Below are 12,158 nucleotides of genomic sequence, written 5' to 3'. Positions count from 1 at the left end.
CAGCAAGCTATTTCGTTGCCCCGCCCTCTTTACCATCACTCCAAGACGCGATGACGACGCTGCCAGAAAGGCTGAGCCGCGTAGCGTTGCTCCATGCCATACAGAGCATGTTGCGAATTCAGGTGACGCACCAAACCCAACAAATAGTCCTTTTCGTAAGCACGCGCCGGCTCGGGATTGCCTTTTGTCAGAGCTACAGCAGCCTGTGCCGATTGTGATCCGCTCCACAGGGCCGTTGCCAGGCCATTGGCGGCCAGGGGGTCCATGGCCGCGCCTGCATCACCAGCACGTAAGATGCGGCCTTCAACGAAGTAAGACACGGTGCAGCTAGCGGCAGCGCTGACTTTAGGAGTGTGAGCAGCCATCTGATTATCCAAGCCCAGGCTTTCCATACGCACTCGTGCCGCGTCGGCACAGCCCAGCAAACCGGCCCAGACCGAACCATCTCGGCTCAAACCATCGGGCAAAAGATCCGAGTCCGAAAACAAGGCCACCATCAAGCGATGACCCGGCATGGGGGACAGGTACCACCACCCCAACTCGACGGCTTCTACCAGGGAAGCAGCCAAGGGTTCTGCCCCTTCAGGCAGGTCAAAGACTTGCCAGGCAGCGACCAGTCTATCCAGACGATGACGCTGGGCGGCCGCTCCGGCGGACAAGGCTGCACGACCAGTACAGTCGATTAAAGCAGCGGCTTGCAGGCTGGTACCGTCTGCCAGCCTGGCAATAACACCTTCAGGCTGATGTTCCAGACCCAAGACACGCGTCTGGCGAATACTGACCTTCGCTTCTTTTTGTACACGCTCAAGCAGCGCCTGTTCCAGACGGGCCTTGTCCAGCAGGTAGCCCTGCCCGTCTTCATCCTGGACGGTGCGCAGTCCTGCGCTACCCCATACCGAAAAACGCCCTTGTGAACGCAAGGCCACCGTCTCATCCAGACAGCCTGCCCAGCCCAGGCTGGTCAAGACCACGGCCCCGCGTTCGGACAAGGTCTCACCAAACGAGGGCTGGGGCTCCTGAGGAGCCACCAGCGTTACTTCCTGACCTTGCATACTCAGGCGACGCGCCGCCGCTAAGCCCGCCACACCGGCGCCAACAACAATAATCATGCCTTCATCCTCAGGTTCCCGTCTGCTTTGTCAGCGGGACAATGTCCATGGAACCGCGTTGTACTTCCACATACAGCTCGGGCGGAACTCCCGCCAGCCCGACTGGCCCCGGACGTTTTACCACGACTCCCATACGGGTCCAAACTTTTGCTGTGGTAGCGCGGACAAGGCCTGCACAGCCTGTTTAATTGTGGAAAAAACGAATCATGTTTTACAAAATGCGCGGCAGGGAAAACAGCATGACCCAGCCTCCCAGGACCAGATACGGACCAAAGTGAATGGCCTGCCCGGCTTGCAAACGCCCACCAAGGCGCAAGACCAGAGCCGCCAGCAAGCCCAATACGGATGCCGCCAGAAGAATTCCCGGCAAGGCGGTGGCTCCCAGCCACGCTCCCAACGCGGCCAGTAATTTGAAGTCGCCATAGCCCATGCCTGCACGCCCGGTCAGCAACAAGAACACATGGTTTAACAGCCACAACACGCTGTAGCCCAATGCCGCGCCAATCACCGCCAAGGGCAAGCTGCTAAAGGTGTGATCTAGATTGACCAGCAAGCCCAGCCACAGCAAGGGCAAGGTGAGACGATCAGGTAGATAGCCCGTTTCCGCGTCAATCCAGGCCAAGAGAGCAGTACCAGCGATAAACACACAGGCCGCCACTGCTGCAGGCGTCAACTGCCAGCGCCAACCGGCCCACAACATCAGGACCAGGGCCAGACTCTGGCATACCCATCCCCATTGACGATGAGCACGCGGCGAACGCCCGTCCAACTCAGGCTCCAGCTCTACAGGCAGGCTCCAGGACAGGTGTCGGGCTGGCCAGAAAAAACAGACCGCCAAGATCAGGGCAATTCCCATCCCCGCCCAGGCATTGCCCCACGACGTCCACATCATATTGATCCTTCACCAGATTGATAAACGCGCGCTGGCACAAGCCACGCTGCCCAAATCCTAGCAGAGCCTTGCGCGCTTTTGATGACGTAAGTATTTTTTGCCCCAGGTAGAGAAAGCCGGACGGTGGCATTTTTTTGTTACCCGAATGACAGACAGAGCCCCACAAGGCTAGGCATAATGCGCTTCAACCCTTTGTTTCGCTTACGGATGAATAAGGAAGCGCTATGAACCACTTTGTGCCCCACGCTGCGCGTACGCCTCGCCTGCGCTTTTTGACCGGCGCCTTGCTCCTGGTCTGGATGGGCTCGGCAGCCAGCACCGCCTGGGCCCAGCAGATCGAGTCCATTACCTTATCCAGTGCCGGTATGGCCGAGATCGAGCGACAAATCCCCGTCTCTGACACCGGTACCGCTCAGTTGCGTGTGCCCCTGACCCAGGTCGATGACATTCTGAAAACCCTGATGGCCGTCGATGGCAAGAACCGCATCGACTCCCTGACCTTGTCGGGTCTGGCCCCACTGAAAGAAAGCTTTGACAGCCTGCCCTTCTCGGCCAAAGACCTGCGCTCGCCCGCCACCCTGGCACAAGCGCTGCGCGGCCAGCAAGTCAGCGCCAGCTCGCAAGGCCGCCTGGTACGGGGTGCCGTCCTGGGGGTGCAAGCTACTGCGGCCACCAAGGAACATCCCGCCCAGGCCATCTTGAGCGTGCTGACAGAACAGGGCCAGATCCAGACCCTGGAATTGGGCCCGGACACCAGCCTGGAAGTACTGGACAAGACCTTGCAACAGCAATTGCAGCAGGCCACCGAAGTGCTGGCCGGTCAAAGCAATCAGCAGTCGCGTGATATTCAACTGGTCTTGAACAAGACCGACGCCAAGACAGCCCGCCTGTCCTACCTGATTCCTGCACCGGTATGGAAAAGCTCCTATCGCCTGATGATGCAGGACGGCAAAGCCCGCCTGCAGGCCTGGGCCATTTTTGAGAACACCAGCGGTGAGGACTGGAAAGATGTGAAGGTCACGCTAAGCTCGGGCTCGCCTGTGATGCTGCGACAGCGTCTGCTGGAACGTTACTGGAACGAGCGCCCTGAACTGCCGGTGGCGGTAGGCAGCTCCATCGCGCCGCAAGCTGACACCCAGGCTACTGTCAGCGCAAATCACGCCCGCAAAGCAGCAGGTGAGGCCATGCGTGCTCGCATGGCTCCAGCCGCACCCGCTCCCATCATGATGGAAAGCGCCGCCTATGCGGCCGATGGCAACATGGCCAAACAGTGGGCTTCGGGCGGCGCTGGCGCCAGCACCCAGGCACAGGAAGGTCAGACTCAAGTGCGCTTTAGCCTGCCACAAACGCTAAGCGTACCCACCGGCCAGACGGTTTCGGTGCCCTTTATCGACACATCGCTGCAGGCCGAGTCCCTCTCGGTTTACCGCAGCGGCCAAGCTGGCGACTATCCCACAGCCGCCATTTGGGTGAAGAACGAACAGGCCAATAGCCTGCCGCCCGGCATTATTACCGTCTTTAATGAACAGGACGGTCACGTGGGTGATGCAGAGCTGGCCGGTCTGCCTGCTGGCGAGCAGCGTTTGATCTACTTTGCCCAAGACAGCAAAGTTCAAATCCGCGAAGAGCAAACGGATGAATACCGCCTGAGCAAAACCCGTGTGACTGATGGCGTTGCCCGTTCGGAATGGACGCGCTTGCAGAACTTCCGCTACGAGATCAAGGCTCCGGCCGATGAAGATCGCACGGTGCTGATCCAGTTGCCTCGTCAGGATGGCTGGTCCTTCAAGTCCGACGCCCATGATAGCGATACCGCCCAGGAGCACCGCCTGAAAGTGAAAGTTGCCAAGGGCAAGACGGTCACCGTCACGGCCCAGCTGAGCCTGCAAGACCATATGGAATTGCGCCTGGAAGAAATCGACGAGAACATGCTGCTGCAGTGGCGTGGAAACGGCCAGGACAGCGCGCAACAAGCCAGGATGGACAAGCTGATCGAGCTGCGTCGTCAGCTGAGTCAGGCCCAGCAAGCGCAGAATCAGGCCGTTGAGGCCCTGAACGAAACCGTGGCTGAACAGGAACGCATCCGCGCCAACCTGGCTGCCGTCAGTGCACAAAGCACCTTGGGTCAGCGTTTCAGCGAGCAACTGGCCCAGCAGGAAGACCAGATTGCCAGCCAGCGCAAAGCCGTTAAGGAACAGCGCGACGCTGTACAGAAGGCCCGTCAGGCTTTTGAGAAAGGTCTGGCCGAACTGGCTTGATCCTGGCCTTATGCAGGTGCAGGCAGCTCGGCCTGCACCTGCTCCAGAAACGCGCGTATGGCATGGCCCTGCGCGCGTTCTTTCAAGCAATACACAAACTCGCTCAAATGAGCCGAGACATCACTGAGTGGCACACTGATAATGTCCGGATGCGCAGGCACTTCACGCAAGGGCAGCAAACTGGCCCCCATGCCGCACACCACTCCCCACCCTATCGCCTCCCGGCTCCCTATCTCCAGCAACTGCGTCGGCTCCTGCCCCGCCTGCCGGAACACTTGATAGCATAGCTCCCGTGTCATGGACCCGGGCTCACGCATCAGAATGGGATGGCGGCACAGGTCCACAATACGCACACGCTGCCGGTTAGCCAAAGGATGATCCACTCGCAGCACGGCCACCAAGGGATCAGAAGCCAGCAGCAGACGCACCAGACGCGGATCATCAACCAGCGCCGAGGACGCGATCACATCAAGTTGATAGTCATGCAAGGCACTCAAGACCCGTTGCGAATTATCAATGCTCAAACGCATCTTCACGCCGGGATAAGCCTGATGGAAATTCCGTAATACAGCCATGATGTAATACGGCCCGGTCGCGCCCACTCGCAACATGCCACTTTTCAGATCGCGCAGATCACGCAAACTGAAATCGATCTGGGCAGCTTGCTGCATCAGTTGCTCGACTTGGGGCAAGAGGCGTTCCCCTTGCTGGCTTAAGTACACCCCCTTGCCTTGCCTATAGAACAGCTCCACGCCATAGCGGGCTTCCAGCTGTCGCAGATGCGAGGTCACGGTGGGCTGGCTGATCCCCAATTGCTGGGCAGCCTTGGTAATGGAGCCACAATGGGCCGTGGCGTGAAAGGACTTCAGTTCCAGAGCCAGCATGCTGCCGCTCTCCTCGGGGAAGAATCAAAGCCCAAATTATCCGATGCTCGTATTACAGAAATTAGTTGTACTGTCATAGTGCCGCCATATCCGACTCCCATACTGACGTTCATGACATTCATGACAAGTCGGAACCCAGGATGAGCGCCAAGCCCGCATTTTTAACCATACAAGGACTGCACAAGCAGTTCGGCTCCTTTACTGCCCTGGACCAGGTCAGCCTGGATATACAAGCCGGTGAACTGGTGTGTTTGCTGGGCCCCTCGGGCTGTGGCAAAACCACCTTGCTGCGATGCATTGCCGGGCTGCAACAAGCCGATCAAGGCATCATCGTGATGGCGGGCCGTGACATTACTCACCTGCCCCCTCAACAGCGTGATTACGGCATCCTGTTTCAGTCCTACGCCCTGTTCCCCAACCTGACCGTGGCCCAGAATATTGCCTACGGCCTGTCGCCCCGCAAGAACCTGGCCACCCAAGTGCGTCAACGCGTCTCCGAGATGCTGGATCTGGTCGGCCTGTCCGGTTCGGAAAACAAGTACCCGGCACAACTGTCGGGCGGTCAGCAGCAGCGTGTGGCCCTGGCTCGTGCACTGGCCCCCTCACCCTCCTTACTCTTGCTGGACGAACCCATGTCGGCGCTGGATGCCCAGGTGCGCGAGCGGCTGCGTATCGAGCTGCGTGCGCTGCAAAAGCAACTCTCCATCACCACCTTGATGGTGACGCACGATCAGGAAGAAGCCATGGTCATGGCGGACCGTATCGCCGTGATGGAAAAGGGCCGACTGGTGCAATTTGATCGTCCCCAGGCTTTGTACCGAGCACCTTCTGATCCCTTTGTGGCGGGCTTTATCGGTGAAGCCAACTGGCTGCCCTTTACGCCCTTGCACGATTGCTCGGTGCTGGTCGAGCGCGTTCGTCTGGACTTGGGCCAGGAAGCGCCTACTGCAGCAGGACGTCTTTTCATCCGCCCTGAAAACATTCGGGTACTGGATAACAACAGCCCGGCCACCACGACCAATACCTTTTTGGCCGACATCGTGGACGGCGTATTTTTGGGCCGTCACTACAAGCTGATTCTGCGCCCCGAAGGCATGGACGGGCTGACTGTCCAGGCCATCGTCAACCCCGAACAAGGGGATCGCTTGCTCGACCCCTTGGCCGCACGTCGCTGCCGCATTCAGCTTCCCAGCGAGGCGCTGCATGCCCACCATTGATTCCACACCACAGCCTGGCGCGGCGTCCCTGCGCTCCACCAGCCTGTATGGCCTGCCCGTTGCTGAAACTAGCGTGAAGAACCATCCCCTGACCCGTCCCGTTTTGCCTGTCTGGATAGGCTCGGCGGCACGACGCGCCTTATTAATTGCCCTGTTTGCCCTGCTGGTCCTGTTCCTGGCCCTGCCCATGCTGTTCATCTTGCTGCGCGCCATTCAAGACGGCGACGGGCAACTGGTGGGTTTGGGTCAGTTCTGGTCGGTGATCAGCGCCCCGGGCTTCATGCCCATGGTGGGCCGCAGCATTCTGGTGGGCGTGACCACCTTGCTGATCGTGATCCCCGTTGCCTACGCGTTCGCCTTTGCCCTGCAACGCTGCTGCATACGCGGTGCCGGGCTATTTCGTGCGCTGGGCCTTTTGCCCTTGCTGGCCCCATCGCTGATGCCAGGCCTGTCCCTGATCTACCTGTTTGGCAATCAAGGTTTGCTGCGTCACTGGTTGGGCGGTGAAACGATTTATGGTTTCTGGGGCATTGTGCTGGGCGAAGCCTTCTACACCTTCCCCCACGCCCTGATGATTCTCAGTACCGGTCTGGCCCTGGCCGATGCTCGTCTGTATGACGCTGCCCGCGCCATGGGTGCCAACTCCTGGCGTCGCTTCCTGACGGTAACCCTGCCCGCCAGCCGCTATGCCGTTTTTTCCGCCGCATGCCTGGTCTTTACTCTGACCGTCACTGACTTTGGCGTGCCCAAAGTGGTGGGCGGTTCCTACAACGTGCTGGCCATGGAAGCCTATAAAGCCGTGGTCGGTCAGTTGCAGTTTTCCAAAGGCGCGGCCATTGGCGTGCTGCTGCTGATTCCCGCTGTGCTGACCTTCTTTCTGGACCGTCATCTGCGTGCTCGTGCCAGCGGTCAGGCTCAAGGCTCGCTCAGTGCCTACTCGCCTCTGCCACACCGTCAGCGCGACCGTTACTTCACTCTCGTTCTGGTACTGGTATCCCTGGCCATTCTGAGCATTGTGGGCATGGCGGTCTGGGCGTCCCTGATCAAGTTCTGGCCTTACAACCTGAGCCTGTCCCTGAAGTCCTACGATTTCAACAATATGGACGGTGGCGGCTGGCTGGCCTGGCGCAACAGCCTGACCATGGCCTTGTTTACCGCCATTCTGGGTTCGGCCCTGATCTTTCTGGGCGCCTGGGTGCTGGAGAAACTGCCTGCCCGTGGCCAGTCCGAAAAAGGCTTGTACGGCGTGCTGCAAATGCTGGCGCTGGCCCCCATGGCCATTCCCGGTCTGGTGCTGGGCCTGGGCTACATCTTCTTTTTCAACCACCCCAACAATCCCTTGTCCGGTCTGTACGGCTCCATGAGCTTGCTGGTCCTATGTACGGTGATTCACCTGTACACCAGTGCCCATCTGAACTTTGTGACGGCCCTGAAAGCCATTCCTGGCGAGCTGGAAGCCGCTGCCGCCTCCCTGAAGGCTCCGCGTCTGTCCACCTTGATGGGTGTCACCGTGCCGCTGTGCCTGCCTGCCTTGCTGTCGGTGGCGCGCTACCTGTTCGTCTCGGCCATGACCACCGTGTCTGCCGTCGTGTTTCTGTACAGCCCGCAAACCGTGCTGGCCTCGGTAGCGGTCATGAATATGGACGACGCCGGCTTTATCGGCCCGGCCGCCGCCATGTGCACGGTCATCATGCTCAGCTCCGGCTTTGTCTGCGTCCTGGTTCATGTTCTGAGCCGCGCTTCCTTGCGCCGCAGCCAGGCCTGGCGCTCTCCTACTTCTCTTTCCTCAACCTGATAGGACCGCAATGTCATCCCCAACTTGCGCGAATACATCGCTTGATATGCCAAGTCACCAGACTCCACGCCTTGAAGCCCTGATTTTTGACTGGGCCGGCACACTGGTGGATTTTGGATCCTTTGCTCCCACCCAGATTCTGGTTGAAGCCTTCAAGTGCTTTGATCTGAATTTGAACCTGGACCAGGCCCGCAGCGCGATGGGCATCGGTAAATGGGATCACATCAAAGCCATGCTGGAATTGCCTGAAGTGCGCGCCCAGTTTGTGGCCCTGCATGAGCGCGAACCCGATGACAGCGATGTAGACCGTATCTACAACACCTTCCTGCCCATGCAGAACGAACGCGTGGGCGAGTTCTCAGCCGCCATTCCCGGTGCCCGCGAAACCTTGTCCTGGGCACGCCGCCAAGGTCTGAAAATCGGCTCCTGCTCCGGCTACCCGCGTCTGGTTCTGGACAACCTGCTGCAACACGCCCACCGCCAACAAGTACTGGTGGACTACCACGTCGCCTTTGACGAAGTCCCGCAAGCACGCCCCTGGCCTGCCATGGCCCTGGAAAACGTCATTCGTCTGGAAATCAAGAATGTCGGTGCCTGCGTGAAGATTGACGACACCCCAGTCGGCATTGAAGAAGGCCGCAATGCCGGTATGTGGACGGTAGGTTTGCTGCTGTCAGGCAATGCCGCCGGACTGACCGAACTGGAATTTCTGGCTCTGGACGAAGAAAGCCGCCAAACCCTGCGTGATCGCGCCGCGGCCACCTTCGCCAATGCCCAACCGCATTACCTGATCGACACCGTTGCCCAACTGCCTGCCGTGGTTGAACAAATCACCGAGCGGATGGCCCAGGGCGAATGCCCTGGCGACTCTCTCTAACCCCACCCCCCCTTTTGCTGTCACAAGGACACTTCTCCATGAAAACCATTGTTCTGAGCTCCTTGGCTGCCGCTTTGATGGGCGCCGCTTCCCTGGCTCAAGCCGCTACGACCCTGACCGTCTACACCGCGCTGGAAGCCGATCAGCTCAAGGCTTACCAGGCTGCTTTCGAGAAAAAGAACCCCGATATCAAGATCCAGTGGGTGCGTGACTCCACGGGCATCATTACCGCCAAACTGCTGGCTGAAAAGAACAACCCCAAGGCTGACGCTGTCTGGGGTCTGGCCGGCTCCTCGCTGGGCTTGATGGCCAGCCAGAACATGCTGCAGCCTTACGCCCCGCAGGGTCTGGACAAGATCGACGCCAAAATGCGCGATCAAAACAACCCACCCAGCTGGGTTGGCATGGACGGTTTTGCCGCCGCCCTGTGCGTGAACACCGTTGAGCTGGAAAAGAACAAGCTGCCCATGCCCACGTCCTGGGAAGATCTGACCAAGCCCGAGTACGCTGGCAAGATCGTCATGCCAAATCCCGCTTCTTCGGGCACCGGCTTTCTGGACGTGAGCGCCTGGCTGCAACTGTTTGGTGAAGAAAAAGGCTGGACCTTCATGGACGGCCTGCACAAGAACATCGGTGCCTACACCCACTCCGGCTCCAAGCCTTGCAATATGGCTGCCGCTGGCGAATACACGATTGGCGTGTCCTTTGACTACCGTGGCGCTCGCCTGAAAGAAGAAGGCGCTCCGCTGGAACTGGTGTTCCCCAAAGAAGGCCTGGGCTGGGAAATTGAAGCCGCTGCCATCATGAAAGGCACCAAGAACCTGGAAGCCGCGCAGAAACTGGCTGACTTCTCCGCCAGCGAAGAAGCCAACCACTTGTACAAGACCAACTTTGCCGTGCTGGCCATCCCTTCTATCGCCACGGCCAATCCGCACCTGCCAGCAGACCTGAACCAGCGTCTGATTGACAACAACTTCGTCTGGGCCGCTGAAAACCGCGAGCGCATCATCGAAGAGTGGACCAAACGTTACGACGGTAAATCGGAAGCCAAGAAGTAATGAGCACACAACACTACGATGTCATCGTGGTGGGGGGCGGCATCCTGGGCATGGCACATGCCTGGGCGGCTGCCCGCCGCAAGCTTAGCGTGGCTGTGCTCGAGCGCAGCCACCAGGCCCAAGGCGCCACCATACGTAATTTTGGTCAGGTACTGGTGACCGGTCAGGCGCCGGGCATCATGATGGAACTGGCACGCCAAAGCCGAGGTCTGTGGCTGGATCTGGCGGCACAAGCGGGCTTTCATGTGCGCAGCAATGGCTCGCTGGTCCTAGCACGCAATCACCTGGAACTGGAACTGCTGGAAGACTTTGCCCAAGGCCGTGCCAAGGACGAAGGCGTGGCCTGCCAGATGCTCAGCGGCAAGGAACTGGCGACACTCTTTGAAGGCCGTCTGGGGCATCACCACGGCGCGCTGCAAGGTCTGGATGATTTGCAGATCTACTCGCGCGACGCCCTGCCCGCCATTACCAGCAGCCTGCAAGCCATGGGCGTGGATGTGTATACCCAAGCGCATGTGCACTATGCCCAAGAGGGGCAGGTACACAGCAGCGTGGGCAACTTCACCGCCAACAGCATTTTTGTGTGCCCCGGTCACGACTACAGCAGTCTGCATCGCGAACTGCTCGATACCGTCAAACCGTCGGTGACACGTCTGCAAATGCTGAAAGTGCGTGCACAGGACGCAGGCTGGGCATTGGACCGACCTTTGCTGACAGGTTTGTCCTGCCTGCACTATGGTGCCTTTAGCGATCTGCCTTTGGCAGACACACTGCGCGAGCAAGTACAGCAACGTCATGGCGTCCTGCTGGATCAAGGCATTCATTTGCTGATTAGCCCCACCCCGGACGGGGATCTGATTATTGGTGACTCGCACGACTACGGCCAGCAAGCCAGCCCCTTCAACCAGGAAGAAACAGACCAGTACTTGCTGGCTCTGGCAGAAACCGTGCTGGGTTGCCCGGTGCAGGTGCTGCAACGCTGGCAAGGGGTATACGGTGCAAAGGGCCCGGCTCCATTTTCTGTCTTGCAGGCCGATGGCAGTACGCAAGTGACGGTCATGCACACGGGCTTGGGGATGACCACGGGTCTGGCCATTGGTGAACGCAATATCGCCGCTCGCTACGATTGATTGCTGGACATGGGTGCGTAGGCAAGCAGATCAGCCTTGACCTAGGCAGCAAGAGTGCAAAAAACGCGCAGCCCAGGCTGCGCGTTTTTCTTTTCCTGAGGCGTAGGTCTGGATGCCAGAATCCAGGGCTTCAAACCAGGGGAAATCACGGCATTTTCTTAATGGGAATTTCCCATGAGAAACCCAATAGAGTGGAATAAAATACGCCACACGATAGGCCAGAGCGAGCGCTCTTGAGCTGTAGCCATCCATACACCCGGACCGCCAAGTACCTCGTCGCGATTGGCGACGAAGCCCTGGTCTTCCCCCTGACAGGAAAGGATCAATGAAAGACAGCGAAAGCGGCTTGCGTTTTATAGACTGCAATGAAGAGCAGCATGCAGCCGCTATTTTGGCGATCCTGAACGACGCCATCGTGAACTCCACCGCGCTATACGACTATGTGCCACGCCCGCCCGAAGCCATGGTGAGCTGGTTTGCCACCAAACGCGCCAACGGCTTTCCCGTGGTCGGCGTCATTGACGATGCAGGAACCTTGATGGGCTTTGCCAGTTGGGGCACCTTCCGCGCCTTTCCCGCCTACAAATACACCATGGAACACAGTGTCTATGTGCACCCGGAGCACCGCGGCAAAGGGCTGGGCAAGATTCTGATGCAAGAGCTGATCACGCGTGCCCGTCTGGCCAATGTGCATACCCTGGTAGGCTGTATTGATGCCAGCAATGCGGGCAGTATCCATCTGCATCAAAGCCTGGGCTTCACCCATGCGGGCACCTTCAAGGAAGTGGGGTTCAAATTTGGCCGCTGGCTGAATGTCGCCTTTTACTTGCTGACGCTGGATACGCCTGCCGAGCCAGTCGACGGCTGAAGCCCCCCCTCCACGCTACGCCTTGGGGCGGCCCGGCGACAAAAAAAACCATCGCAGGCAGCACGCCGCG

10 protein-coding genes are annotated in these 12,158 nt (G+C 59.1%); 7 read left to right on the top strand and 3 right to left on the bottom strand.

Going from position 1 to position 12,158, the window contains the following annotated elements; genetic code table 11:
• Window positions 1–35 precede the first annotated feature (35 nt).
• Both WFM49_RS03070 and WFM49_RS03065 read right to left on the bottom strand, forming a co-directional pair.
• Window positions 36–1,109, bottom strand: a complete 1,074-nt coding sequence (locus WFM49_RS03070; RefSeq protein ID WP_336971590.1) for an NAD(P)/FAD-dependent oxidoreductase — start codon at window positions 1,107–1,109, stop codon at window positions 36–38.
• Between the two features lie 211 nt (window positions 1,110–1,320).
• Entirely contained in the window at window positions 1,321–2,001 is a 681-nt protein-coding gene (locus tag WFM49_RS03065; protein ID WP_442893020.1) for a prepilin peptidase, read from the bottom strand.
• A 224-nt stretch (window positions 2,002–2,225) separates the two neighbouring features.
• On the opposite strand from WFM49_RS03065, the gene WFM49_RS03060 reads away from it, so the two are divergent.
• Window positions 2,226–4,259, top strand: coding sequence for a DUF4139 domain-containing protein (locus tag WFM49_RS03060; protein WP_009458909.1), 2,034 nt, complete (start codon window positions 2,226–2,228; stop codon window positions 4,257–4,259).
• 8 nt (window positions 4,260–4,267) lie between these two features.
• Here WFM49_RS03060 and WFM49_RS03055 read toward each other — a convergent pair whose 3' ends face one another.
• Window positions 4,268–5,143, bottom strand: a complete 876-nt coding sequence (locus WFM49_RS03055) for a LysR substrate-binding domain-containing protein (protein ID WP_009458907.1) — start codon at window positions 5,141–5,143, stop codon at window positions 4,268–4,270.
• A 140-nt stretch (window positions 5,144–5,283) separates the two neighbouring features.
• Between WFM49_RS03055 and WFM49_RS03050 the strand changes: the two genes are divergently transcribed.
• The 6 genes from WFM49_RS03050 (at window position 5,284) to WFM49_RS03025 (ending at window position 12,088) form a co-directional block, all read left to right on the top strand.
• Window positions 5,284–6,360 carry a putative 2-aminoethylphosphonate ABC transporter ATP-binding protein gene (locus tag WFM49_RS03050; RefSeq protein ID WP_009458905.1) on the top strand — a complete coding sequence of 359 codons (1,077 nt, stop codon included), beginning with the start codon at window positions 5,284–5,286 and terminating at the stop codon, window positions 6,358–6,360.
• Window positions 6,347–8,155, top strand: coding sequence for a putative 2-aminoethylphosphonate ABC transporter permease subunit (locus tag WFM49_RS03045; RefSeq protein ID WP_021446491.1), 1,809 nt, complete (start codon window positions 6,347–6,349; stop codon window positions 8,153–8,155). The genes WFM49_RS03050 and WFM49_RS03045 overlap by 14 nt, the downstream gene beginning before the upstream one ends.
• 46 nt (window positions 8,156–8,201) lie before the next feature.
• The gene (gene phnX, locus WFM49_RS03040; RefSeq protein ID WP_009458900.1) at window positions 8,202–9,032 is read left to right on the top strand and encodes a phosphonoacetaldehyde hydrolase; all 831 of its coding nucleotides are present in this window, start codon (window positions 8,202–8,204) and stop codon (window positions 9,030–9,032) included.
• 38 nt (window positions 9,033–9,070) lie between these two features.
• Window positions 9,071–10,090 carry a putative 2-aminoethylphosphonate ABC transporter substrate-binding protein gene (locus WFM49_RS03035; RefSeq protein WP_035272329.1) on the top strand — a complete coding sequence of 340 codons (1,020 nt, stop codon included), beginning with the start codon at window positions 9,071–9,073 and terminating at the stop codon, window positions 10,088–10,090.
• Window positions 10,090–11,220, top strand: coding sequence for a TIGR03364 family FAD-dependent oxidoreductase (locus tag WFM49_RS03030; RefSeq protein WP_021446490.1), 1,131 nt, complete (start codon window positions 10,090–10,092; stop codon window positions 11,218–11,220). Before WFM49_RS03035 ends, WFM49_RS03030 begins: the two co-directional genes overlap by 1 nt.
• A gap of 325 nt (window positions 11,221–11,545) precedes the next feature.
• On the top strand, window positions 11,546–12,088 hold the full coding sequence (locus WFM49_RS03025; protein ID WP_021446489.1) for a GNAT family N-acetyltransferase: 543 nt from the start codon (window positions 11,546–11,548) through the stop codon (window positions 12,086–12,088).
• Window positions 12,089–12,158: the final 70 nt, after the last annotated feature.

The organism is Alcaligenes sp. PF14 (assembly GCF_037150615.1).
Taxonomy (GTDB): domain Bacteria; phylum Pseudomonadota; class Gammaproteobacteria; order Burkholderiales; family Burkholderiaceae_B; genus Alcaligenes; species Alcaligenes phenolicus.
The sequence above is the reverse complement of the archived record's forward strand: the minus strand, read 5'-3'. Positions and strand labels throughout refer to the sequence as shown.